Raw genomic sequence first — 24,655 nt, 5'->3', positions numbered from 1 at the left:
AAGTAGCCAATCTCATTCTGCGGGATGGTAACGGTGAGCCCCTGGTTAACGGCATTGGCTATGTCCGTTTTGATGGCATCATCGAAGGAAGAGTCGGTAATAAGCCATCGCTGCTGGATTTGTCGATGGTGATGGTTGTAATGCCGTTTGCCGCCGAAAGTTGCAGCAGTTTTGCCGTAGAGACAGAGTCGACCTTCAGATCGTCTTCGAAGATCCTGTTTTCCAGGATGGACCCTTCCAGGGCGGACAGGCGCATGAAGTCCTGCTCATTGCCGTTTCTTCCCACCGTCTCGATTCTGCGATAGCCCGCATCGAGAAAGAGCCCTTTCCACTGGAAATCGTGGGGAGTGTCCATGAGAAAGGTGACGTCGATCTGCCGCCGACGGTGGCCACGGTCACGGTCGGCCGGGAGATGCGTTGCCCCAGCAGAGCCGCCAGATCCTCCTCGGATTTGTTCCAGCGGTGGATATAGCCGATTGCCTCCTTGTGCAGTATGGCTTCGGCGTCGTCTGCTTCACTGATGGCGATTGGAGCTGGGCATTCTGGCTGACGATGCCGATTACCGCCAGGTTGCCGATAATCTGGTTGCTGGTAATGCGTTCCGTGCCGTTGGGGGTGACGATGTCGATGTTCAGGGTATAGTCTGCCCCCATGGGCAGGCCATCCTGGGCCACCACCAGCCGTTCGCCGTCCAGGGTCAGTACCGGCCGCAACCGCACCAGGTACGGAGGCGTATTGTCCAGTCCGCCGAAAGAGTCGATGGTGCCCTGATCTTCGACGGTTTCCGGTTCGTAGCGCAATGCCAGCCTGCGGTTGGATACTTTATAAGCGTCGAGGGTATGGCTGAAAAGCTCTGTACCGTTGGCTGTACCGGTGATGGTTAGTTTATGCTTCAGGTCCTCGGGGAGGGTTTGATACTCGCCGGTGATGGAAATCTGCGGGAACTGCAGGCTTCCGGGAAGGATCTTCAGGACATCCGGTACAAGGACTTGCTTGTCGGTAAGGTCGGACCAGCTCTTGCCGGGCTGCTGTCGGCGAGGGATTTGTTCAGCTTGTCCTTTAGAGAGTCAATTGGGGCTAAAACCTGCAGCTCTCCCAGGTATTCGCTCCTGAAGGTACCGAGCATATCTGCCGGCACACCGGCTCCTTGAGTCCTGGTGTAGCCCTGGGGTTTGATACTGGTGTCGAGAGCTACCCAGATCTTGCCATGCTCGTCTATGACGGCGCCGCGGTAGTTGGAATAAGGAATGTAACTTTCCACCCAGAGGTGCTCGGCCTGGAGGTTTACAATTCTGCCCGCTGCAATAACCGGCTTTACCGGTATGCCGGCTTTCTGAAGAAAGGTATAAATTTTCGCCGGGTCATCGAGACCGATCAGATTCTTCGCCCGCTCAATGCCTGGAAAAAACTCCATCGTTCCTTTGACATACCTTGCCGGAAAACCGCTGGCTCTAAGCAGTGCGACCAGCAGAGCTGACTGATCGGCATCATTGCCGCTTTTCTGCCGCAGCGTCTCCTCCGCTCCCTTCATGGCACCCCAATACCATTCGGTCTCCACGTTGTTCTTCACCCATTCGTAGATGAGCACCGGGTTCCAGTTGAGGGACTGGGCAAGTTCTGAGATATCTTTGGAGATGGGAGCTTCAGGAGTTGATGCGGTATCGGCTTTGATTACATTGCGTCTCCGCCCTTGTAGGCAGGGGTTACAACAGGTGAGGTTGCCGGCTCTTTTGCGGGATAGCCGAGGTGTTTGTAGGGAAGGCTGCCAAGTATGGTGCTTTTTTTCGGAGGAGCAAGAGCATTGAGGACAGACAGCAGGCGGTCGAGCACGGAAGGAGCGACAACATTGTCCGGAGGGATGGCATCGATCAGAGCAAGGTATTCCTCCAACGCCTTGATGAGCCCACCAGCAGTTGCATCCTGGCGATCCAATGCCTGCCCGTTAAGAGAAGAGTTTGCTGAGACGCGGGTTTTGTAACGTTCCTGGAGCAGCAATAAACCTGCCCGTATCTTCTCCGCCTGTGTCTTAAGCTTGACCACCTCGGCGCTTATCTGCTCGCCCCGGTATGACTTGGCTCTGGTGGCGGCTGCAATGGCCCTGCTTTCTCGCAGATCCAGCGACAGGTCTTTTTCTAGCTCGTCGCCAAAAGCCGGCGAGCAAAACATCAACACGGGAAACACCAATCGAAGTAGAAATCTCTGCACTACCCCCTCCAGAACAAGCATAAAAACCTATTTATATATTCCATTGCAAAAGAAAATTCCTAAGAGGAAAAAAGAAGGCAGTTTTTACAAGTGTAAAATTTACACTGTAAAAAAATTTTACACTTCCTATCTCTTCAATATAAAAGGACAATTGGGACTATAGAAAACCAATTAAAATACGACAAGCATATTTATATTATTTTAAATACATATGTAATTGTTAACACGAAAGTTACGACACTCCCACAGACGCAGCCTCTGAAGCAAGGCTAAACCGTCGGGAAAAAAAGAAAGGCCGGAGAAACCCGGCCTTTCTTTGTGCTGCTGTTTTATGGTTCGAATTACAGCTTGCTGTGACAGGACTGGCAACTGATGGTGGTGTCGGTCCAGTTGACTGTCTCGCCCACTCTCAGGTTGTGGCAGGAGATGTTGGAGCAGTTACCTGCCGTCGAGTTCCACATGGTGTCCGTAAGAGCGGTCTTGGCGGTATCGAAGGCGTTAACGCCGTTCTTGTAGTTGCCGCCGTTACGTACCCAGAGACCGGAGTAGTTGGAGAAGCTGGTCTGCCTGAGCTGTGCCTTTGAGATGACCTTGAGCGAAGGCTTGAATGAGATCTCTTTCCTGCCGTTGACATGGAAGGAGAAGTCGGCAATGGCCGCATTCCCCTGCAGATGTGTCGGACCGGTGTGGCAGGTCTTGCACAGGGTGTTCTGGTCATTGCCAGAGGCGGTGATCGTTTTGTAATGGCAGGTGTTACAGGTGATGGTGGTAGACTGGCCTGCTACACCATGGCTGGAGGAACCGGTGTTGACAGCAGCCAACTTGCCGGACGTACCGTTGTAGATGTTGTCGTAGTGAATACCGACCTGGTGTGCGTTGTGGGCTGCGGTTTGCGGCGAGTTGCCATGGCATTTCGTACAACGGTCGCCACCAAGGACAGCAAAGGTGGTCGTCCAGACCGGTGCATGGCCGTTGCCGGTAGGCCCTGCAACCATGGCGTTTTTACCGTCACTGTGGCAGTAGACAAGGTCACAGCTCTTGTCACCGTTCATTAATGCGCCGACGCCGTTTTTCTGGCGCAGAGCGCCGGCGCCGACGGTGGCCGGATCAAGTTGCACCTCTACGCTGCCGTCCATATGGAAGGTAGATTCCACCAGTGGATGACAGGTACCGCAGCCGAAACCGTACTTGACGCCGTTGACCGGCTCGGAACCTGTGGACTTGATGGCGGTATAGTTGTAGAACGTGATGCCGGTGCTCAGGTTCAGGTTGACGTGAACCGTGTGGGCGGCGGAGAGATTGGGATGCAGCCGTCACATTTGAGGGTACCGCCCCATGTTGCTGCCGCTGCCCCGCCGGAGGTGCCGTTGCTGTGACAGGAAATTGCCGAACAGCTCGTGGTACCTGTGAAACCGACGGCAACAGATTTAAAGGTACTGCCCTGGTTGACTCCGACTGCTCTGTTGATGTGCTGGGCAACGGCTGCAATTGTGCCATTGGCCTGGCTGGTGTTCCAGTGGCAGTTCTGGCAGGTTGCACCGGCCACAAGGTGGGCATTATGGCTACCAGAAGTGAGGTTTACTGAGGTGGAGCATGGCAGCCGCTACAGTTGAGGGTTGTGCCGCTTGCCCAGGTGGGCGGATTGACAAAGGTTCCTCTGCCTGTGCTGTGGCAGTAGATATTGCTGCAGGTTTTTGTTTTTCCGGCATAGAGACCAGAGTAGTCAACGAACTTGTTGACGTGCTTATTATAGCTGTTTGTTGCAATGGCGGTATTGCCGCTAACGGTTGTAGCGTGGCAGTCAATACAGCCGAAGCCGCCGCCGGTACCGGTAACGACGTGTGCCTTGTGAGCACCGGAAAGCATGGTCGGTGTGCTGGAGGGATTTGTTCCGGCAGTGGTGGTTGTGGTGTCACCGTGACAGGTTGCACAGCTTGCATCTCTTGCTGTTACGCCCCAGTTGACCGTTGTGCTGCCGCCGTTGCTACCGCGGCCGTTACTGTGGCAGTAGGTGGCGGTACAATTGCCGTTGCCGCCGGTCGTCCACTGGTAACCCTTGAGGTCGGTGGAGCCGGTAAGCTGCGGTGCATAGGCGCTGTTGGCCGAGGCGCCACGGCCGGCGGAACTGAAGCCGAAGAAGATGGTTGCATCTGATACGTTGGTTACTGGGTAGTTGGCATGCTTGCTGGTATCGGTACCGTGGCAGGAGGAACATGCAAACTGGTAAGCGGTTGCGCTCTGGCTGGAGGTGCCGGGGGCTGCGCCGTAAAGGCCGGTGGCTACGGTTGCCGTGTTGTAGTGGATCACGTGGGCACCGGGCAGGGCGTTGCTGGATTCGTGGCATTTGTTACATGCCAGCGGTCCGGCGGTACCCCAGGCATCGGATGCTGCGGTGCCGTGGCAGTAGGAGGTCGAACAGGTCCTGTTGCTGGCATTATATGCACCCGAGTTGTTGGTGAAGGCATTGGGCTTGCTGAAGCGGACATCACGTGCAGCATTGATGTGCTGGCTGCCGGTTATGATGGCATTGGTGCCGTTGACCGTTGTGCGGTGACAGTAGACGCACTTGGTGGTGTCCTGGGTCGGCAGGTGCTTGTTGTGGCTGTTGACGCCGACGGCATCGGGTGTCGGCATACCGCTGGCGTTGCCCGTGGAACCGTGGCAGCCGTTACAGCCAAGGGTCGTGCCGCTGGTCCAGGTAGGCAGGGTTGTGACCGGTGCGCCGCCTTTACCGTTGCTGTGGCAGTAGAAGGTAGAACAGGTCTTGTTCTTGCCGGCATAGCGGCCGGAGTAGTTGATGAACTTGTTGACGTGCTTGTTATAAGCATTGGCGGCAATGGTGGTATTCCCGCTCAGGGTGTCAGCGTGGCAGTCGGTACAGGCAAAACTGCCACCGGTAGAGACTGTAGAGATGTGTGCCTTATGAGCACCGGAGAGCATATTCGGTGTACTGGCAGGGTTAGATCCTGCGATGGTGGTTGCCGAAGTACCGTGGCAGGTACCGCAGCTTGCATCCCTGGCGGTGATGCCCCAGTTTACGGTTGTACTTACGCCATTGCTGCCGCGGCCGTTACTGTGGCAGTAGGTGGTGGTACAGTTGCCGTTACCGCCGCTGGTCCAGTCATAACCTTTGCTGTCGGTAGCGCCGGTAGCCTGGCGGACATAGGCGGTGTTGGCATTGGCGCCACGACCGGCGGAACTGAAGCCGAAGAAGATAGTGGCATCGGACACGGCTGTCTTGGGATAGTCTGCATGGGCATTGGTATCTGTGCCGTGACAGGCGGAGCAGGCAAACTGATATGCGGTTGCGCTTTGGCTGGAGCTGCCGGGGACTGCACCGTAAAGGCCGGTGGCAACGGTTGCCGTGTTGTAGTGAATGCCATGGGCGCCTGGAAGAGCATTGCTGGAATCATGGCATTTGTTGCATGCCAGGGGACCTGTGGTACCCCAGGCGTCTGAAGCTGAGGTTCCGTGGCAGTAGGAGGTTGAACAGGTCCTGTTGCCTGCATTGTAGGTACCGGAGTAGTTGGTGAAGCTGCTCGGTTTGCTGAAGCGGACGTCGCGAGCCTTGTTGATGTGCTGACTGCCTGCAATAATGGCATTGGTGCCGTTGACGGTGGTCCGGTGACAGTAGACGCACTTGGTGGTATCCTGGGACGGCAGATGCTTGACGTGGCTGTTGACGCCCACTGCGTCCGGTGAAGGCATACCGCTTGTATTGCCGCCGGTGCCGTGGCAGCCGTTGCAGCTCAAGGTTGTGCCGCTGGCCCATGTTGGTGGGTTGACAAAGGCGCCCTTGCCGGTGCTGTGGCAGTAGATGTTGCTGCAGGTCGCGTTCCTGCCCGCATAGAGACCGGAGTAGTTGAGCATGCCGTTGACATGGGAAATGCTGTTCGTAATCGTTCTATTGTTGGGGTTGGTAATAGTCGGGGCGTGGCAGGAACTACATGTAAAGACGCTCCCTGGCTTGCATTGTTAAGATGGGCATTGTGGGCTCCACTCAACTTGGTTGCCGCGGTCACTTCATTACCATGGCATCCTGTACAATCGGCCGGCAGGGAAGAGCCATTCCATGTGGGAGCACTGGCTGCACCGTTGTGGCAGTAAGTCGCCGAACAAGTGCCGAACCCGTTGCCAGGGGTGTTGGGGGATTGGCTGTAGGTACCGGAACCGGCAACGCCGCTGAAGGTAACATCGATGTTGTAGTCGGCATGCTTGGCCGTGTCCTTGCCTGCTGTATTATGACAGACAATACACTCGTATCCTGCATTTACGTGGGTGGAATGGTTGGCATTGGCCGGTGGATTGCCGTGGCATGCCGAGGTGTCGCAGGAGACGATTGGTGCGCCTCCCCAGACTGGTGTCACTGTCGGAGTTGCAACAGCAGTGGCTGTAGAATTCTGAACCGTGCTGTGGCAGTAAACAGCACAGGCGCCATAGCTGAGCGCTGCAGAAGACTGGTTGGCAAAGCCTTATAAGTGGCATTTGCCCGCAGTTTCGATGCGGGATTCAGGCTTGTTACCACATTGCCATTAACATGGGCATTATTGGCAGGAAGTGTCCCGTGACAATCACTACAAGCAATACCCATGTTGCCCGTTGCCGTTCCGGTATGGCGGACATGGTTGCCGGAGGTGGGAGGAGTTGCCTGGCTTACGCCGTGGCAGGCACCGCAACCCTTGGCCGTTGCACCGGCGGTCCAGGAGGGAACCGTGAGGGAGCCGTTGCTGCCTGCATACCCGCCGTGACAGTAGAGGTTGGAACAGGTATTGTTGTTGCCTGTTGCCATGTTGACTGTCGTGCCGGTATAGGTTGAGTTGCTGCTGTAAGGGGAATATGGGGTTTTACTGGCAAAACTGCCGCCGTTGAAGGTGCCTTTGAATCCGGCTATGGTTCCTTCGTTGATATTGAAACCAAATTCCAGGGTCTGATTCCCCATCGGGTTTTGAGTATAGCCCTGGTGACAGGTTTCGCAGGTCATGCCGCGGACATTGACGTGGGTGGCATGGGCGCCAGCCTGCCCGGAGACCAGCACGCCTGTTGCAGGCGAGGCCAGACCGTCAGTACCAAGAGTGGCGTTGATGGGGGGATACCCGTGGCAACTGTTACAAGATGCACCGAAGGACTTGTTGTGGGCGTGACAGGAGGTACAGTCAGTTAAGTTGGCGTTCTTGTGATTCAGGTCGCCGGTTGTCTGGTTGTACTTATGCACTGTGGTCTGGGTGTGGCAGACTTCACAGATGCGCTGCGAAGTAGCATGCCCGCCGGCATCGTTACCGAAGGCGGTGACGTTGCGGTATGTTACAGGTTTCACTACTGCCGTACCGATGGTGGCAGGTATCGAACCCACTACCCTTTTTATGTTACCGGTGTTTCGATTATGACAGGTGGTACAGGTGAACTCTCCATACTGACCACCGGCAACACCCCAACCGCTGCTGGCCGACCAATATTTGGCGCAAGGTTGATGCTGTTGTGCAGCAGAGGGTCCGAAAGAGGTGGGGTCGTGGAGAATGTACCGGTCACCGTGCCGGGAACGTTATCTGGATCTGTAAAAGTGGCTTGGAAATAATAGGGGGTATTGGGAGTAAGGCCGCTGACGGTGGTGGTGTAAATACCTGCACCTTTAACCGGCGCCGGAGCCGTAAAGTTGTAGTTACCAGGAGTAGTGCCGTAGGCAATGACACAACTGTTATCGTTATCATCATCGCCTGTGAAGGCGACTTGGATGCTGATCTGTTTATCCGTGGCGCCAAAGGATGTCATTGCGCCGGGAGTAGTACCGTTGTTTGATGCAGTGTAGCTGATGGACAGGTCGTCCACCCACAGGGAGGCGTTTGCTGCCGTATTATTGCCCGCCTTGGTGTTCATGGTGATGATAATCTGATTGACATTCTGCGCTAAGGTGACACCGGCGCCATTGCGCACAGTCCAAGCGCTGTTGGTAAGCTCACCGGAACTGAAAATGTTGACGGTGGTGGCATCTTCATAACGCAGGTCTACCGATATGTTGTCGCCTGCAGTCTCATAATTGGTGGTCAACTGGGAATACAAGGCCACAGCATTGATGACTGACCCGGCAGGAATGGAAATCGACTGTGTCACTGTACCGGCGGTGGCTGTGTTTCTTCCCGCAATGTACAGCTTGGCAGAACCATTAGCACTTCTGCCTGTGGTGCTGTCATAGGTGGCGGTACTGAATGTCCAGCCGGTGCTGCCACTGAAAGCACCGTTGGTTACCATCTCTGCGCCCCAGACACTCCACGCTGATATGAGCAATAGACACAGGAGTGCGATCTGCTGCCCGAACCATGCCCGGGCCTTTACGGCCGTTCGCTTTGCCATCTGCGTTCCTCCTTAGGAAAATTTAACCTCTTTCACATTTACGTTAAATAGCATGACAATCCTGGTGACCCGTTAATACGCTGAATCAATTCAACAAGCGGCAACGCTGTCTGAGTAACCAGCTATTTTGTTTCTTGACCGTTTTTCCGGCAGAAGACAATTCGGAATGAACCGTTACAGCATTTTGAATGCCATAACTATTTAATGAGGGATATTAATTGAGGGGGGAAAGGCTGCCTGAAACAGGCTGACAAAGTCAGGGGGCTTTATTGGAAAATTACGGCTCCTGATCACATCCCAGCATATGGCGATAGTAGGCGTCATGACGGGGCGCAGAGAGGATTTTCTTAATGGTGCTACCCACCTTCTTGCGGGACAGGTACAGCTGATAGATATATCCGGAGATACGGGTATCGCCGATGATGATGTAGCCGTTGATCATATCGTCCTCCAGATAAACCCGTCGCCAGATGTCCCCCTGCTGCCAGGTTACCGCCTCTCCCGTAAAACTGCCGGCAGATACTATGGGAAAATCAATGTGTTTTTTCAGCACGTTGGTATTCACGGATCCGGCATACTGGCAATGGCCGTGCAACAGGTGCCTGGCAGCGGTGCGAGCTTGCTGCATGGCATTGGGGTACGTGGCGTAGATGCCGGTCGCCCCGGTAACGGCATGTGGAGTGACGGCAACATCTCCGGCTGTATATATTCCGGCGCCGGCCAGCATCTGCCGGTCAACCGGCACCCCCTTGTCATGCCCACGTAATGGCTCCGAATTGGGCGAGACGCCGATGGCAACAATCAGCAAGCGGGTTTCCATCATGCTGTTGTCTGATAACCCAACTGCAGCAAGTTGGCCGCCATCTGCAACGATCTCGCTTACCGTACACTTCAGTCTGATGTCGATGCCGGTTTTCCGTGCCAGTTTGCGGGTGGCGAACTGCCCCCCTTCCTCGTCGGTCATCTGGGAGAGGATCCGGTTATTGCGATGCACCAGCGTCATATCCAGGCCCCGGTGCCGCAAGGCCAGGCAGCATCGACACCGATGAATCCACCGCCGAACACCACCCCTTTTTTGATGTTGTGCTCTTTGATATATTTATCGATTGCCACCATGTCGGTTAGTGTCTTGAAACCGAACACGCCCTGCGTCTCGAGCCATTCGGGGCAAGGATACCAACTCCGCGCACCGGCTGCGTAAAACAACCGGTCATAGACCTCGGTCCTTCCCGCAGCGGTCCTGACAATCCGCTTTTCCGCATCCACTTCAACCACAGGGTCTGAGAGGCGGGGCGTCACCCGGTAGTGCCGGTAAAAGTCCTTTCCTTTCCAGAAAACCGTGTCAAAGGGTTCACCAGCCAAGTAAAAAGGGATCACGCATGGGGAATACGGGGCGAAATCCTCGTCACTGCACATGACAATCTCGTCGCTGAATCCATCCAGCCTCAGCCGCTGGACAAATTCCGCCGCTGCCATGCCGGTACCGACCGTCACAACCTTCATCATAGCCCTCCACGACGCCGGGCAAATTCTTTCCTGCGCAGTTCCCGGAACAGCTCAAGCAATGGGGGAGGGCCTTCTTCTCCCAGCAGGTAACTCCGCAGACTTCGGGAGGCACGTTGCGTCCGGGCTGCATCATTCTCGGTATAGACCAGGGCGCCGGAATGGCAGGCAGCCACGCAGGCAGGTTCGTCTCCCGCCTTGATTCGTCCGTTGCACAGGTCGCATTTGTAGGCGACGTCACGGTTATAGCAGGAACGGTGTGTCTGTTTGAACGAGATGGCATCGAAGGGACACACCATGGCACACATGGCGCAGGCTTTGCACAGTGCGGCATCCAGCACAACCGCCCCACTCTCCGGGTCACGGCAGATGGCGCCGGAAGGACAGGCATTGAGGCAGTCTGCCGGGTCACAATGCCGACACGAGAGCGGGAAGGCCTCATGTTCGATCCCCAGCACCCGAACGTTCACCTGGGTCTTGCGGTCACCCAGGGCGGCATACAGGTTGCCGGATGGATGATGTTCCACGGCACAGGCGGTTTCGCAGGCTTTACAGGCCAGGCACTTCTTATAATCCACGAATATCCTTTTCATGGCATCTTCTCCGTGATTAATGGGCGTGTTGATGACTGTGGCTATGGTGGTGGTCGGCAGTACAGGTGCAGGGAGGCGAATTCAGAAGTGAGGCCAGCCGCGTCACGGCGGTAGTGTACGCACTCCGGTGATAGTCCATGATCCTTGCCACATGGGGATCGAGTGCCTGCAGTTGTGGTTCGGCCGGCAGCTCGATCACGGCATCGAAAATATCCTTAAACAGTTGGTCGCTTTCCAGTTGAAAACGCGCCAGTCGCCCCTCACCGGGAGTAACCCGGTTTACCACCAGATAGACCATCGGAATCCCGCTTTGGCGTGCCAGAGCGGCAGAATGGCTGGCCACACTCAGGGCATTGTACGAACTGTCTGCCACCACCACGCATTGACCGAAACCTTTGGCAAGTGCCCGGCCAAAATGTTCCATCCCAGCCTGGGTATCCAGCAGGATAGCCTCGTTGCCGCGCAAGGCAAGGTGCCGGATGGTGGCATCCAGGAGGACGTTTTCCGCACACAGGCAGCCGCCGGCGGCCTGTTTGACCGTACCCATCACCAGCAGGTTGAGATTCTCGGCCACCTTCAAGCCGAGCCGGCTTACCACGTCGTCCACGTCGGGATTCAGCTTGAACAGGCACCCCAGCCGCTTCTTCCCGGCCGGATGCCGGTCTTTTCCTCGATGTAGTCGGCGTGGCGATTGAGCGGCACAATACGCGACGCTGCCTCGAACCCTACTCCGAGAGCATTGGGCAGATTCATCTGCGGGTCTTCATCCACCGCCAGGACATTGATACCGTTCCTGGCAAGGATGGTGGCCAGACATGAGGTGAGAGTGGTCTTGCCCACCCCCCTTTACCGGTGATAACAACTCGAAACCCGGGTGATTGCGGTTGACACATGGGAAACTCCCTCCTGTTCAGATACCCAGCGCACCGCGCCGTTCCATGATGATCTTTTCCATCTGATCGGCTGTGGCCACCGGGTCCTCTTCCACGAAAAACCATCCCCCCAGCAAATCCCTGGCATCCTGGTCAGTATTCTGGTTACTTCCGGACCTCCCAGAATCGGCGGCAGAGGCCAGAGATGTACAGGAATTCCGGAGCCGACAAAATAGGATCCTATGGCTACGGCCTTTTCTGTGGTCCATTCCGGTGCCGACCCTACCAGCGGCAGGTCGGAGATATCCACTGCGAGATGATCGGCAATGGCCCCGGCCAGGTTGAGCATTCGAGAACAATCCACACACGATCCCATGTGCAGCACCGGCGGAATTCCCAACTGTTTGCAGACCCCTTTCAGGCCCGGTCCCGCCAGATCCTGGGCAGGCAAGTCCATCAGCCCGGACTTGGCGGCGGCAATGGCCCAGCAGCCGGTACCGATTACCAGGATGTCCCGCTTGATTAGTTCCGTCGTCAATACCCGGTGAAAAAAGTCCTGTTGTACCTTCACGTTGTTGCAGCCGACGATCCCCGCGACCCCCTTGATAGTGCCGTTGACGATCAGGTCGACGAGGGGCTGGGGAGTTCCCCCCAGTGCCTTTAGGATCTCCTCCACCGTAAATCCCACAATGGCAGTGGAGCTGTGTTGTGGGATATGGACCCTGGCCTTGTTACGATTGGGAAAGGCGGCGATGGCGGTCTTGATGATCCGGGTGGCAATTGCGTCGGCATGTTGCTCCTCGAACTGGATGTGCAAGGCGCCGGGGATCTTGGCCTGCTCGCTGGTGGTAACGAACTTTGTGTGAAAGCAGGAAGCGAGATCGGCAAGAGCCGGATAGATGCACTGCACGTCCACCACCATGGCATCCACCGCCCCAGTCATGATAGCAAGTTCGCTGTGGGATTCATTGCCGGCCATGCCGACCCCCTGGCGAAGCAACACCTCGTTGCCGGTACAGCAGAGCCCCACCACGTTTACCCGTTTGGCTCCAACAGCCTCAGCCGCCCGGCGACACTCCTCCGACTGGGCCATCTCCACCACCTTGGCCGACAGGATCGGCTCGTGACCATGGACAACGACATTGACGCTTTCCGCTTCCAGGACTCCCAGATTGGCCTTGACTGGCCTGATTGTCGGCGACCCCAGCAGGATATCCTGCAGCTCGGTGGCAATGAGTGAACCGCCCCAGCCGTCGGACAGGGAGCACCGTATGGACTGCGCCACCAGGGAAAGAGGGTCGTGATCACAGCCGAAGTGGGTACGGTGCAGGATATCCACCGCCTCGCGATCTATAGCCCTGGGCAGAAGGCCGGTCTTGGCCCCGGTAGTTTTGTAGAGAGTCTCCTCCAGCCCCTTCAGGCGCTGGAATCGTTTGCCGGGCATATACTTTTCCATGAAAACCAACGGCTCTTCGCCTTGATTGCCGAAACAGTCAAGGGCGACAGCCGCCACATCGGCAGCCACCCCTGGTAATGAGCGACCGGTGATGGGGATGTGGAGGCGGGTTGCCACGGCCAATAGTTTTTTTTCATCGCTGATCTGGTAATCAGTATTGCTGCCGTCTGCCACTGCCTTGAGCAGCAAGGCCACTTTGCGGCCATGGTCGGAATGGGAAGAAGAGCCGACGGCAGTCATACGCGCCAGGTTACGAGCCACGATAGTATCGGCGGTAGCCCCGCAGACGCCATGGGTCGGACCATCGCCAAAGGGGTCGATCCGGCAGGGCCCCATGGAGCAGATCCGGCAGCAGGTTCCCAACTGGCCGTAGCTGCACTGGGGCTGCTGTTTTTCATAGCGCTCCCAAATGGTTGCATATCCCTCCCGGTCGCAATCCGCAGCATCTCCACGGCTGCCGGATCAGCGCTGCGCTTGTCATGACCCTCGTATGCCACGTCCATGCTGTCCTCCTCGTAAACGTTTGTAATGATTTTTTGTCCAAGTATACGCTATGGAGGAGAAGTGAAACAGCGGGATCTTGCGGAAGGGGTGTCGGGCTTGTGGAAGGTAGGAAAAATGAAGTGAATGGTACAGGCGAGGGTTACTTAAGACCCATTTCCATCAGAAAACCTTGCAGCTTGTCGCGGCTGACCGGCAGGCGCACCTCGCCTCCTACGGCTTCCACAGTACATTCGTGGCGCTCGCGATGAACCTTGCGGATTCTGGTGATATTGACAAGGAAGCTGCGGTGAATGCGGAAAAACATCTCGCCGGGAAGGCGTTTTTCAATGGCGCCGATGGACAGGTCGCTATGGTATTCGCCCGATTCGGTATAGATCATGGAATAGATATTGTCAGCCTTGAGGTAAACGATCTCTTCCGGCTTGAGGAGATGGATCTCACCACGGGAAGTGACCGGCACCCGGGTAAGTTTGCGTTCAGCCAGGGTGAAGGGGGTTATGTCGTAAAACAGGGCGCAGGTCTTGTCGTCGGCGGATTCACGGCCCACAATGGTTATCAGCTTGATCAGCAGGTATCGGTCCTGGCCTTCACTGGTGACAAACTTGAGCGAGAGAGGAATATGCCTCTGTGCCTGGCGTGCCAGCCGCAACGTCTCCTTTACCTTGGCGCGTGCCTCCTCACTGTGAATGCCCAGGAGGTCTCCAGCAAAGATCCGTTCGCGAGGGATATGACCGAAAATCAGGAAAATCATGCTGCTCACGGAAGAGACCGTCAGATCATCGTTGAGGATTACCACTCCCGGCTCCATCTGCTCAATCATACTAATAAGTGTTCGGCTCATATGTTTGGTTTCCTTTCGGCTAGCCATATCAGGAGTCTGTCTGACTTAACGGATCGTAGCGAGAGGATAGCAGGAGATTCCGACTGACTACTAGCATCGGGAACTATATTGCATCAACAACAAAAAAGAAAGGGGTGGGTCGAATACTGCCCCCTTCATCCACCGGTATCTTAAGTGGGGGCAGGTTCAGACAATCCTAATTATATATTGAATTGACTTTTTGGTTATTTGTGAGAAAAATAAACCAAACGTTCGGTTTTATGGGGAGGGCGACATGAAAACCAAAGGCGAATTGACTCGTGAAAAAATACTTGAAGTTGCACGAGAGCTTTTCAATAGCAAGGGTTTCAACGCAACAACGATAAGTGACCTCGTTGCAGCAACAGGCATGCAGAAAGGAAGTTTGTATTTTCATTTTGCAGGGAAAGATGCCATTGCACACGAGGTTTTGAGTGAGGCAACGGCAGAGTTCATGGATTTTCTGAGTAAGGCTCTTGGTGGTGAAAATCCCGGGGTGTGTATTGATAAGTTCTTTCGGTGCGCGTTGGAAAAGCATCTGGGTACTGGTTTTGTCGGTGGCTGTATTTTCGGCAACACCGCCCTTGAAATGAGTGACTCTAACCCTGAATTTGCCGGTGCTATCGATGCTGTTTTTGATGAATGGATCAACAGAGTTGAAGTCGTTGTCGCTATGGCTCAAAAGTCAGGACAAATAAGAACTGACATAAGTAGTGAAGCTTTGGCAAAACACATCATCGCAACTATAGAGGGTGGCATCATGATGTCCCGGCTCAAAAAGGATGAGCGGCCGATGAAAGAGTGTCTTGAGACATTACGAATCACTCTTGATTTGCGAACTTGAACAGAGAGACTGGGTACACTATTCAGAAATGGAGGACAAGAAAATGGCCAGGATAGCAACCTATGACGTAACGACAGCCACAAAAGAAATAAAAGAAGTTTTCGCCGAGATAGAAGGTGCATTCGGGAAAGTCCCGAACCTCTTTCTCACCTATGCCAATCACCTGCCTTTACTCAAGGCCAACTGGAACAAGGTAAAGGCGGTAATGGGAGAGGGAACGTTAAGCCAGAAGACCAAACAGGCCATTGCCGTTCTGGTTTCACGAGATAATGCTGCGCCTACTGTGTCGCGGCTCACACGGGAGCGTTGCGGGCAATTGGAGTGTCTGAGGAAGAGATAAGATCAATTGAAGAAGACCTGGAGCAGGCGAACTTCACTACCAAGGAACGGGCACTGATATCCTTTGCCCGTAAAGCAAACACTACTCCATTGCGAGTTCCCGATGAAGAGTTTGCTGCACTTAAGCAAACAGGCGCTATCGATGCCGAGATAATTGAAGCACTTGGCGTCATGGAACTCTTTACAGCCTTCAACAAGTTCCTGGATGTTCTGCAGGTCGAAGTTGACTTCACGTGACACTGGGTCTTATGATCCTAAGCCATTGCAAAAAGGGAGATACCTATGAGCTATTTAGATGTTGAAGGTGAATATGTCAGGGGGAAAGTCCTTCCTGACTTCCAGTGGGCATCGTTTGCCGAACCTACTGAAGCAACACCTCTTAAGAAACCGATCAACGAATGCAGCATCGCACTGGTCGTAACTGCAGGTGCTTACCTTGCCGAAAGCCAGACCCGCTTTGATACCCGCAACCCCCTTGGAGATGACAGCTATCGCATTATTCCAAGTAATACGCCTTCCGAACAAATTTCACTCTCACATCCCGGTTATGACACCAGGCGAGCTTTAAATGATCTGGATACGGTATTCCCATTTCAACTCCTCGGACGGATGCAGGAAAACGGAACTATTGGCGCGGTTGCTCCCCGCCACTTTTCATTTATGGGTTACATCCCTCGTACTGAGAGACTGCTTTGGAATAATGCTCCCCAGGTTGCCAGAATGCTCCGTGACGATGGGGTAGATCTGGCGATCCTGGTCCCCTCGTGACCGATATGTTCCCAGTCCGTGGGACTGGTTCAAAGAGTACTGGATATATTCGGCATCACTACGATCTCATTAACTCTGGTAAAAGAGATGACCGACCTGGTCAAGCCATCAAAAGCTCTATTTATTCAGCACCCCTTTGGTCTCACACTTGGCGATGTGGGTGACGAGACGACACACGAGGCGGTACTGAAAGATTGCTTACACTATGCAACAGAAACATTACCAGCCGGGTCGATTGTTGATTTGCCGTACCAGTGGAAAGATGATCTGCGAGAGCGGCAACTGCGCAAAGAAGCACACTGATGAAACCTGCTTTATTTTTCACGATCAACAAACAATCATCAAAAGCAGAATGCGCCCCTATTCCACCGTCACACTCTTGGCGAGATTGCGCGGTTGGTCCACGTCGGTTCCCTTGAGGACCGCCACGTGGTAGGCTAAGAGCTGCAGGGGCACCGAGAGGAGGATCGGCGCCAGGTCGTCGTTGTCCTGGGGTATTTCCAGGGTTACCTCGGCTTTGCCTGCTATCTCACGGTCTCCTGCCGAGCAGATGGCGATGACCCTGCCGCCACGGGCAATGACCTCTTCCATGTTGGAAGCCACTTTTTCATAGTTGGCATTCTGGGGAACGAGGATGACGACCGGCATATTTTCGTCAATGAGGGCGATGGGGCCGTGTTTCATTTCGCCAGCGGGATATCCCTCCGCGTGGATATAGGAGATCTCCTTGAGTTTCAATGCCCCTTCCAGGGCGATGGGATAATTGATGCCGCGGCCGAGGTAGAGGAAATCCCGGGCGTTCATGTATCTTTTGGCCACGCTCTCGACCTGATGATTGAGTTCCAGGGTCTTTTCCAGGAGTGTCGGCACCCTGACCAGGGAGGCGATCATTGTCTGGCCCTTCTCCTTGTCGATGGTGCCGATGGTGCGGCCAAGCTTGATGGTGAAGAGATAGAGTGCTACCAGCTGGGTGACGAATGCTTGGTGGAGGCAACGCCGATCTCGGGGCCGGCGTGGGTATAGACGACGCCGTCGGCTTCGCGGGCGATTGAGGAATCCACAACGTTGCAAATGGCAACGTTTTTGCCCCCCCTGGCTTTGCCTTCACGCATGGCTGCCAGGGTGTCGGCAGTCTCTCCCGATTGGGAGATGAGGATGATAAGGGTCCGATCATTGACTACGGGATTGCGATAGCGGAATTCCGAGGCGATATCCACCTCCACCGGAATCCGGCAATGCTCCTCAAGAAGGAATTTCCCCACCAGACCCGCATGCCAGGAGGTGCCGCAGGCAATGATGCAGATCCTCTCGACTTTTTTCAGCTCGCCGTCCGGCAACGAGAGGCTTTCAAGGTAGACGTCACCCTCTTCCTCCAAGAGTCTGCCGGCGATGGTGTCACTGATGGCGCGCGGCTGCTCGAAGATCTCCTTTAGCATGAAGTGCTTGTATCCCCCTTTTTCCGCCATGAGCGGCGACCAGTCGATGTGACGGGAGTTCTTCGTCAAGGGAGCGCCGGCAACCGTGGAGAACACAGGCTTATTGTTACGAAAGATCGCCATTTCTCCATCTTCCATGAAGATCATTTCCCTGGTGTGGGACAGAATGGCCGGGATGTCGGAGGCGACGAAAAATTCCTCGTCACCGAGGCCGATAACCATGGGCGAGCCCTGTTTGGCGGCGATCATGGTGCCGGGCTCGGTTTCACAGAGGATGCAGACTGCATAGGCGCCACGTAGTTCACCCAGCGCCTGTCGCACGGCCTTTTCAAAATCTCCGCCTTCACGGAGCTTTTTCTCCACCAGATGGGCGATCACTTCGGTGTCTGTTTCACTCTTGAAGGTATGGTGGGCGGCCCTTAACTCTTCCCGCAGCTGCAGATAATTCTCGATAATGCCGTTGTGGACGACAACCACCGGCCCGGCCTGATGGGGATGGGCATTTATTTCGGAGGGCCTGCCGTGGGTTGCCCAGCGGGTGTGGCCAATGCCGATGGCGCCGGCAATCGGCTCTTTTGCAAGGAGGTTTTCCAGATTTATCAGTTTGCCCTCGCTGCGCCTGGTTTCGGCATGGCCGTTATTGAGGGTGCAGATGCCTGCAGAATCATAGCCCCGGTATTCAAGCCTTTTCAGACCATCAAGAATAATGGGGGTTGCTTCTTGTCTGCCTGTATAACCAACAATTCCGCACATATTTATAACTCCATTACAGTTTCAGATTTTTCATCCGGTTTATTTTTTCCTCAGCGTCCAGCCTTCCTTGTTGACCTGGGGAGCCCTGGCGATGGCCAGGGAGTCTGGTGGGACATCGGCAGTGACAGTGGTTCCTGCGGCAACAAGGGAGTTGCGGCCAATGGTAACCGGAGCTACGAACTGCACGTCGCTGCCGACGAAGACGTCATCTTCGATGACGGTCCGGTGTTTTTTCACCCCGTCGTAATTGCAGGTTATGGTTCCGCAACCGATGTTCACATGGCTGCCGATGGTCGCATCGCCAAGGTAGGTAAGGTGTGATGCCTTGGAGCCCGCGCCCATGACGATCTTCTTTGTTTCAACGAAATTGCCGATCTTGACCTCGTCTCCAAGCTCGGTGCCAGACCGGAGATGTGCCATTGGCCCGATGGCAACCGTGTTGCCTATGACGGAATCCTCCATCACCGAGCCGGCCTTGATCGTCACACAGTCCCCTACCTTACACCCCTTGATCACGGCTGAAGATTCGATGACGCAGTTGTCGCCGATGACGGTGTCGCCGGAGATGCAGACGTTGGGATAAATGGTTGTGTCACGGCCGACGACGACCCCATGATCTATGTAAGTTGCCTCGGGATCGATGATGGTTGTGCCTGCACCATCAATGCCTTATTGATTCTCACCCTTATGATGCGGCCTGCTTCTGCCAGCTGCACGCGGTCGTTTACCCCCATTACCTCCATCGGATCGGCAATGGGAAAGGCGCAGCAGGTCCGCCTTTCAGCAACGGCTGTCTTGATGATATCTGTCAGATAATATTCTTTCTGGGCGTTGTCATTTTTCAGATCGGCGACGGCAGTGAAGAGAAACCCGGCATCAACACAATAGATGCCTGAATTAATCTCGTTTATCTGCCGCTGTTCGGCGCTTGCGTCTTTTTCTTCTACGATTTCCGTCACATGACCCGCTGCGTCTTTGATCACTCTGCCGTAGCCATAGGGGTTGTCCATGCAGGTGGTAAGAACGGTAACGGCGGCCAGCTGTCGTTGGTGGTAGTCGAGGAACGTCTGCAGGGTCTCCGGGGTAATCAACGGCACGTCGCCGCACAGAATAAGAATGGTGCCCGTGAAACCTGAAAGCGCCTCACTGCAGCAGGCAACCGCATGCCCGGTGCCCAGTTGCTCCTCCTGGGAGGCAAAAACAATGTCCCCTTGATCGGCAAAAAATTCCCGTACCTTTTCCGACTGGTGACCGACGACCAGCGTTATGACCGCAGCACCCGCCTCCCGTGCCACGTTGACCGGCCAGGAAATCATCGGCATGCCGGACAGGGGGTGCATGACCTTGACCAGTTCGGATTTCATTCGTGTCCCCTTGCCGGCAGCAAGGACAATTGCAGCCACTTTTGCCATTGAAAGGCCTCCAGTTGAGACTTCATAAGTAAATTATCACTTCTAGCAAATAAGCCACTGCTTCGTCAACATATTAACAGGGGAGGGATGACTTGCCATAAGAACGGTATCCCCCGTGAACCTATGTCCGGATACTCTTGGTTTTCCCTTTACAGAATCAATATCTTGCAGTTATATTTAAGCTTCGGAGGGAACATGGGGATACCTGAAGATCTGTTATTTTTCGAACAGAACCTGCATGAACTGGTTACAAAGTATGAACAGTTTTTCCTTGGTCTGGAAAAACGCGAACCCCTGAATCTTCTGGACACTGTCGAAAGAGCCTGCCGAAAATACGCCAACACCAACATCTCCAACACGATGCTCAAGTTCAGGTATAATTCCCTGGTTGCGTCCTTTAACACCCACAAGCAGAAATGGACCAGAATCAACCGCCTGATAGAGGAAGGAAAGTACTCCCGTGACCGCTTCAAAATGGCCATGCACTCTCAACATCCGGACAAGAAACAGCCTCGTGAAGCGAAGGGCGACACCAAGGTGAATGAACTGTACAGGGAATTTGTGGAAGCACGCAAGGCCTGTAATCTGCCGACAAGCAGCATCACCCCCGACATGATCTCCGCGGCCATCGAGAAACAGAAGCCCCTGATTTCTTCAAAGTATAACTGCAACAGTGTTGAATTCAAGGTCGTCATCGAGGACGGCAAGCCCAAAATAAAAGCCCGGCCCAAGCAGTGATGATCGAAATTTCCATTCCACCTGATGCCGTTATGCATCGGAGCTTCCCGTGCATGTAGTCCTTGCCTCCATCCATCCCTTTCCATCCCCACAGGCGGTCCCTCTTGCCGCTGCCTGTCTGAAGGCAGCCCTGGACCATGAGGAAGGGCTCTCTGGCAAGGTTTCCGTATCCCTCGCCGCTACGTTCATCGGTACACCCCAAGAACAATTCATCGAAGACATCCTCAAGCTGGACCCTGACGCGGTAGGATTCTCCATGTACGTCTGGAATCGCAACGAGTGCCTCGGTATCGTCTCTGCGCTGCGGAAGCTGATGCCACGGTTGACGCTTTTCGCCGGGGCCCCGAGGCTACTGCCGATACGAAGAGATTACTTGCCACTTCCACGCTGGATTTTATCGTCGTCGGTGAAGGGGAATCCACCTTCGTCGATGTCATGGCACGCATGACCCAGGGCAGTTCACTTGCCGGGACCGGAGGCCTTGCCCTTGCGCAGCAAGAAGGCTTCCAGTCCTTTCACCGGCACCCTGAGCCGGACCTGGATCAACTACCTTCACCATATTTATCGGGGGTCCTCGCTCCCAGTGAAGGGGATGGGGTATTATGGGAACTCTCCCGTGGCTGCAACTTTGCCTGCGAATTCTGCTTCGACCACAAAGGGGGTGTCGGCGTTCGGCATTTCTCCCTGGAGAGGATAACGCAAGAACTGAATTTCCTTGTCAAGAAGAAGGTTGCCCAGGTCTTCGTTCTTGATTCCACCTTCAATCAGGATATGAAGCGGGCAAAAACAATACTGCGCCTGATCAAAAAGGTGGCACCCCACATCCATTTCCACTTCGAGGTGAGAAGTGAGTTTATTGATGCGGAACTGGCGAGACTGTTCGCAGAAATCACCTGCTCTCTGCAGATAGGGCTTCAAAGCGCGGACCCGCTTGTACAGCGTAACGTGGGAAGGGTATTCAATCAGCAGGACTTCAGCGCCAAGATTGGCATGCTGAACAATGTGGGAGCAATTTTCGGTTTCGATCTGATCTACGGGCTACCCGGCGACAGCTTGGCCGGCTTCAGGCAAAGCCTTGATTTTGCCCTGTCCTTGTATCCCAATCACCTGGATATCTTCCCCCTCGCGGTACTGCCCGGGACCCGTCTGGCCGAGCGGGCTGAGGAACTCGGGCTTGCCTGGCTAAAATCCGCGCCTTACACTGTTGCCTCATCTCCGACCTTTTCCGCGGCAGATATGGAGATTGCCGGAAAACTGGCCGCCGCCTGCGATATTTTCTACAGCAGGGGGAAAGCGGTAGCCTGGTTCAACTCGGTGCTTCAGGCCCTTCATCTCAGACCGGCTGCCTTGCTGGAATCTTTCATGCTTTGGCTTAGCGAACAAAAAATTACGGTGACCGGTGAAGATCAATTGAGTGACGGGGAGATCCTGCAGATGCAACGCCGGTTCCTGCAATATCTTTTCACCGAGAAGAAAAGAGCTCAATTGATCCCGCTGGTTCATGACCTGGTGGATTTTCACTACTACTATGCATCAGCTCTTCTTTCTCCTCTGCCCGACCTCCCCACCGACAGGGAACTGGAGCACACCGATCTGCTCCGCGAGCCGCTCACCCTTTCCCCCTCCGCTATTCTTGCCAGATTCAATTTCGAGATAATCGATATTCTGGAGGCAGGGGAAATCAACCTGCGTGAATTTGCCGGATGTTTCAAGCCCAGCGGGTCCTTCGCCGTCATATATCCACGGGCGGACGACGTTTTCACCGAGTCACTGATTGAGCCTTATTACCTGCTACTGCAACGCCTTGGCTGCGGAAAGCCCGCCGGGGAAATCCTGACTGGTATCGGACTTGCAGCTGAAGAAGCAAGCTCCTTTCTCGAGTTCGCGGCAGCAGAGGGCATTGTGACCATCAGTGAAAAATGAGCGTTAATTTCCAGAAGCCTTTCTGGCAGGAACATATGAGCAATAGAGTGTATATTGTATACTTTTTTCCTGTTGCTTTTTAATCTTCCCCATATTAGTATCCGGTCATTTGCTATGAGTGCCTTGCCGTCAGCCTATTTGACTTAACAAAACCTCATTAATTGAACACAGCAGGCTATTCGCGTTCTAAGACGCTTACTTTGTCGTATGGAGGTTGTTTCATGTTTCAGATCGTAACCAGATTGCTTCCTGCCCTGTTGCTGCTTTTGGCTTTTGTCGGGCCGACTGCCGCCGAGCAGGGGATGGCCATTGACCCGGCCACCTGCCTTGGCTGCCACAGCAACAAGATTTCCGCTGCCGCCTTTGCTGCGTCAGTCCACGGTAAAAATGCTTGTACCAGCTGTCACGTGGAGATCACCGATCTTGCCAGGCATATGCGGGGCGAGACCAAGATCGCCAAGGTCCATTGCGAGCGTTGCCACAAAAAGGAGAATGCTGAACATTACAACAGCGTCCACGTCCAGAACGATGTGAAATGTGCCGACTGCCACACCGACATCCACACCCATACTTACTGGAAGAAGGACAAAACGCATTGTTGTCGCAAAATGCATCCAGTGCCATGAAAAACAGGCTGTCTTCCAGCAATCCGTTCACGGCAAGGCCGTTGCAGCAGGCAACCAGGATTCTGCAGCCTGCCACGACTGCCACAACCTCCATGACATCAAGCCCCTGGGAGATCCCAAATCCCACACCAACCGTGAATTCCACACCAAAGTGTGCATGAAGTGCCATAGCGACGAGAAGATGATGGAACGTAACGGCGTCTTCAATGTCGCTGTAAAGACTTACATGGAAAGCTACCATGCAAGAACTACCGGCTCGGTTTCCCTGAGAAGGTCGCCGGCTGTGCAGACTGCCATACTGCTCATATGGTGCTTCCTGCCAAGGACGCCAAATCAAGCGTCAACCCGCAGAACCTGGTAGTAACCTGCGCCCAGTGCCATAAAAATGCTACAGCGCTCTTTACCAAATTCTATGCCCATGGCGAACACACCGACCGGGAGAAATACCCCATCCTCTTTTACACATTCATTGCCATGACCGGCCTGCTGGTGGGCACCTTTGCCGTATTCTGGCTCCACTCGCTGCTCTGGATGTTCCGCGGCTTTGTGGAGAACAGGGAAAAAGCACAGGCCCTCATGGAAGGTCATGTTGGACATGTAGTAGCAGATGGACATGCCGTTTACCGTCGCTTCCAGAGACGGCACATTTTCCTCCACCTCCTGGTGATCATCAGCTTCCTCGGTCTTTCGCTGACCGGCCTGCCGCTCAAGTTCAGCGACCAGGTCTGGGCCAAGATGTTCATGGAGCTTTTAGGTGGATCGGCCAAAGCCGGCTTTATCCACAGGATCTGTGCAGGCATTACCTTTGTCTATTTCGCCAGTGCTATTGCCCTTAGCATCCATTTCCTCTTCATCCGCAAGGACTTGAAGGGCAACTTCCTGCAGAGGATGTTCGGACCCGACTCATTGATGCCCAATTTCAGGGATATCAAGGACGTCACCGGAATGGTCCGCTGGTTCCTGTTCCGGGGACCGAAGCCGACCTTTGAGCGCTGGACATATTGGGAAAAATTCGACTTCATCGCCGTCTTCTGGGGTATGTTTGCCATCGGCGGTTCGGGCCTGATGCTGTGGTTCCCGGAGATATTCGGCTACTTCCTGTCAGGCTGGGCATTCAACGTGGCAACCATCGTCCATTCCGACGAAGCGCTGCTGGCCACCGGGTTCATCTTCACCGTCCACTTCTTCAACACCCATGGTCGGCCGGAGAAGTTCCCCATGGACTTCGTCATTTTCAACGGACAGTTGCCCAAGCATGAGTTCCTTGAGGAGCGTGGCGACCAGTGGAAACGTTACGAGGAACAGGGAATCACCGAGAATTTCAGGGCCAAGCGCACCAGCGGTATCGCCTATGATTTCATCGTCAAGGCCTTCGGCTTCACAGCCGTAATTACCGGTCTTACCCTTGTCGTGCTCATGCTGTTCGCCTTCCTTGCCGGGGGATCCCACTAGGATTCCATTGAAATAAACAAGAAAAAA

22 protein-coding genes and 5 pseudogenes are annotated in these 24,655 nt (G+C 54.6%); 9 read left to right on the top strand and 18 right to left on the bottom strand.

Going from position 1 to position 24,655, the window contains the following annotated elements; genetic code table 11:
• Window positions 1-58: 58 nt before the first annotated feature.
• The 5 genes from JCM15764_RS03850 to JCM15764_RS03830 all read right to left on the bottom strand — a co-directional run bounded on the left by JCM15764_RS03850 (window position 59) and on the right by JCM15764_RS03830 (window position 3,341).
• Complete coding sequence (locus JCM15764_RS03850; RefSeq protein ID WP_054692765.1) at window positions 59-355, bottom strand: hypothetical protein; 297 nt, start codon at window positions 353-355, stop codon at window positions 59-61.
• Between the two features lie 40 nt (window positions 356-395).
• The gene (locus JCM15764_RS03845) at window positions 396-800 is read right to left on the bottom strand and encodes a hypothetical protein (RefSeq protein ID WP_054692762.1); all 405 of its coding nucleotides are present in this window, start codon (window positions 798-800) and stop codon (window positions 396-398) included.
• Between the two features lie 167 nt (window positions 801-967).
• Window positions 968-1,588 (bottom strand): transglutaminase-like domain-containing protein, encoded by a 621-nt coding sequence (locus JCM15764_RS03840; RefSeq protein WP_054692759.1) that lies wholly within the window; start codon window positions 1,586-1,588, stop codon window positions 968-970.
• Between the two features lie 83 nt (window positions 1,589-1,671).
• Window positions 1,672-2,205: a hypothetical protein gene (locus JCM15764_RS03835; protein WP_243688310.1), complete on the bottom strand. Its 534-nt coding sequence runs from the start codon at window positions 2,203-2,205 to the stop codon at window positions 1,672-1,674.
• A 341-nt stretch (window positions 2,206-2,546) separates the two neighbouring features.
• Window positions 2,547-3,341 carry a CxxxxCH/CxxCH domain c-type cytochrome gene (locus JCM15764_RS03830; protein ID WP_054692753.1) on the bottom strand — a complete coding sequence of 265 codons (795 nt, stop codon included), beginning with the start codon at window positions 3,339-3,341 and terminating at the stop codon, window positions 2,547-2,549.
• Here JCM15764_RS03830 and JCM15764_RS03825 point away from each other — a divergent pair, their 5' ends adjacent.
• Window positions 3,342-3,581 carry a hypothetical protein gene (locus JCM15764_RS03825; protein ID WP_243688323.1) on the top strand — a complete coding sequence of 80 codons (240 nt, stop codon included), beginning with the start codon at window positions 3,342-3,344 and terminating at the stop codon, window positions 3,579-3,581.
• Here JCM15764_RS03825 and JCM15764_RS21705 read toward each other — a convergent pair.
• The 11 genes and pseudogenes from JCM15764_RS21705 to JCM15764_RS03780 all read right to left on the bottom strand — a co-directional run bounded on the left by JCM15764_RS21705 (window position 3,470) and on the right by JCM15764_RS03780 (window position 14,319).
• Window positions 3,470-3,751: a CxxxxCH/CxxCH domain-containing protein gene (locus JCM15764_RS21705; RefSeq protein ID WP_243688309.1), complete on the bottom strand. Its 282-nt coding sequence runs from the start codon at window positions 3,749-3,751 to the stop codon at window positions 3,470-3,472. The genes JCM15764_RS03825 and JCM15764_RS21705 overlap by 112 nt on opposite strands.
• 32 nt (window positions 3,752-3,783) lie before the next feature.
• The gene (locus JCM15764_RS03815) at window positions 3,784-6,075 is read right to left on the bottom strand and encodes a CxxxxCH/CxxCH domain c-type cytochrome (protein ID WP_054692745.1); all 2,292 of its coding nucleotides are present in this window, start codon (window positions 6,073-6,075) and stop codon (window positions 3,784-3,786) included.
• 170 nt (window positions 6,076-6,245) lie between these two features.
• Window positions 6,246-6,587: pseudogene (locus JCM15764_RS29300) on the bottom strand (CxxxxCH/CxxCH domain c-type cytochrome); the annotation flags it as partial.
• On the bottom strand, window positions 6,569-6,994 hold the full coding sequence (locus JCM15764_RS29295) for a CxxxxCH/CxxCH domain c-type cytochrome (RefSeq protein WP_439645252.1): 426 nt from the start codon (window positions 6,992-6,994) through the stop codon (window positions 6,569-6,571). The gene JCM15764_RS29295 and the pseudogene JCM15764_RS29300, both read right to left, overlap by 19 nt.
• 569 nt (window positions 6,995-7,563) lie before the next feature.
• A complete protein-coding gene (locus JCM15764_RS03805) occupies window positions 7,564-8,550 on the bottom strand; it encodes a fibronectin type III domain-containing protein (RefSeq protein ID WP_054692739.1) in 987 nt (328 codons plus the stop codon).
• A gap of 277 nt (window positions 8,551-8,827) precedes the next feature.
• Window positions 8,828-10,026, bottom strand: a pseudogene (locus JCM15764_RS03800) (NAD(P)/FAD-dependent oxidoreductase).
• Window positions 10,027-10,052: 26 nt separating this feature from the next.
• A complete protein-coding gene (locus JCM15764_RS03795; protein ID WP_054692737.1) occupies window positions 10,053-10,646 on the bottom strand; it encodes a 4Fe-4S dicluster domain-containing protein in 594 nt (197 codons plus the stop codon).
• 16 nt (window positions 10,647-10,662) lie between these two features.
• The gene (locus tag JCM15764_RS03790) at window positions 10,663-11,253 is read right to left on the bottom strand and encodes an ATP-binding protein (RefSeq protein ID WP_243688307.1); all 591 of its coding nucleotides are present in this window, start codon (window positions 11,251-11,253) and stop codon (window positions 10,663-10,665) included.
• Between the two features lie 8 nt (window positions 11,254-11,261).
• Window positions 11,262-11,486 (bottom strand): nucleotide-binding protein, encoded by a 225-nt coding sequence (locus JCM15764_RS21695; RefSeq protein ID WP_243688306.1) that lies wholly within the window; start codon window positions 11,484-11,486, stop codon window positions 11,262-11,264.
• A gap of 6 nt (window positions 11,487-11,492) precedes the next feature.
• A complete protein-coding gene (cooS, locus tag JCM15764_RS03785; RefSeq protein ID WP_243688320.1) occupies window positions 11,493-13,385 on the bottom strand; it encodes an anaerobic carbon-monoxide dehydrogenase catalytic subunit in 1,893 nt (630 codons plus the stop codon).
• Window positions 13,386-13,617: 232 nt separating this feature from the next.
• Window positions 13,618-14,319, bottom strand: a complete 702-nt coding sequence (locus tag JCM15764_RS03780) for a LytR/AlgR family response regulator transcription factor (RefSeq protein WP_054692735.1) — start codon at window positions 14,317-14,319, stop codon at window positions 13,618-13,620.
• Window positions 14,320-14,593: 274 nt separating this feature from the next.
• Between JCM15764_RS03780 and JCM15764_RS03775 the strand changes: the two genes are divergently transcribed.
• From JCM15764_RS03775 to JCM15764_RS03760, 5 genes are all read left to right on the top strand, one after another.
• Window positions 14,594-15,181 carry a TetR/AcrR family transcriptional regulator gene (locus JCM15764_RS03775; RefSeq protein WP_054692733.1) on the top strand — a complete coding sequence of 196 codons (588 nt, stop codon included), beginning with the start codon at window positions 14,594-14,596 and terminating at the stop codon, window positions 15,179-15,181.
• Between the two features lie 43 nt (window positions 15,182-15,224).
• A complete protein-coding gene (locus JCM15764_RS21690; protein WP_243688305.1) occupies window positions 15,225-15,521 on the top strand; it encodes a carboxymuconolactone decarboxylase family protein in 297 nt (98 codons plus the stop codon).
• Window positions 15,503-15,757: a carboxymuconolactone decarboxylase family protein gene (locus JCM15764_RS21685; protein ID WP_243688304.1), complete on the top strand. Its 255-nt coding sequence runs from the start codon at window positions 15,503-15,505 to the stop codon at window positions 15,755-15,757. The genes JCM15764_RS21690 and JCM15764_RS21685 overlap by 19 nt, the downstream gene beginning before the upstream one ends.
• Window positions 15,758-15,802: 45 nt before the next feature.
• Entirely contained in the window at window positions 15,803-16,288 is a 486-nt protein-coding gene (locus JCM15764_RS03765) for a glycine/sarcosine/betaine reductase selenoprotein B family protein (protein WP_054692731.1), read from the top strand.
• 87 nt (window positions 16,289-16,375) lie between these two features.
• The gene (locus JCM15764_RS03760) at window positions 16,376-16,591 is read left to right on the top strand and encodes a hypothetical protein (protein ID WP_054692728.1); all 216 of its coding nucleotides are present in this window, start codon (window positions 16,376-16,378) and stop codon (window positions 16,589-16,591) included.
• 57 nt (window positions 16,592-16,648) lie between these two features.
• Here the strand turns inward: JCM15764_RS03760 and glmS are convergent.
• Window positions 16,649-18,477: pseudogene (gene glmS / locus JCM15764_RS03755) on the bottom strand (glutamine--fructose-6-phosphate transaminase (isomerizing)).
• Between the two features lie 39 nt (window positions 18,478-18,516).
• Window positions 18,517-19,889, bottom strand: a pseudogene (glmU, locus tag JCM15764_RS03750) (bifunctional UDP-N-acetylglucosamine diphosphorylase/glucosamine-1-phosphate N-acetyltransferase GlmU).
• A gap of 195 nt (window positions 19,890-20,084) precedes the next feature.
• Between glmU and JCM15764_RS03745 the strand changes: the two are divergent.
• From JCM15764_RS03745 to JCM15764_RS03735, 3 genes and pseudogenes are all read left to right on the top strand, one after another.
• Window positions 20,085-20,627: an MXAN_5187 C-terminal domain-containing protein gene (locus JCM15764_RS03745; protein ID WP_054692826.1), complete on the top strand. Its 543-nt coding sequence runs from the start codon at window positions 20,085-20,087 to the stop codon at window positions 20,625-20,627.
• 279 nt (window positions 20,628-20,906) lie between these two features.
• Window positions 20,907-22,550: a B12-binding domain-containing radical SAM protein gene (locus tag JCM15764_RS03740; RefSeq protein WP_279384251.1), complete on the top strand. Its 1,644-nt coding sequence runs from the start codon at window positions 20,907-20,909 to the stop codon at window positions 22,548-22,550.
• 221 nt (window positions 22,551-22,771) lie between these two features.
• A pseudogene (locus tag JCM15764_RS03735) lies at window positions 22,772-24,628 on the top strand (cytochrome c3 family protein).
• Window positions 24,629-24,655 lie beyond the last annotated feature (27 nt).

The organism is Geotalea toluenoxydans JCM 15764, from assembly GCF_001311985.1.
Lineage (GTDB): Bacteria > Desulfobacterota > Desulfuromonadia > Geobacterales > Geobacteraceae > Geotalea > Geotalea toluenoxydans.
The sequence above is the reverse complement of the archived record's forward strand: the minus strand, read 5'-3'. Positions and strand labels throughout refer to the sequence as shown.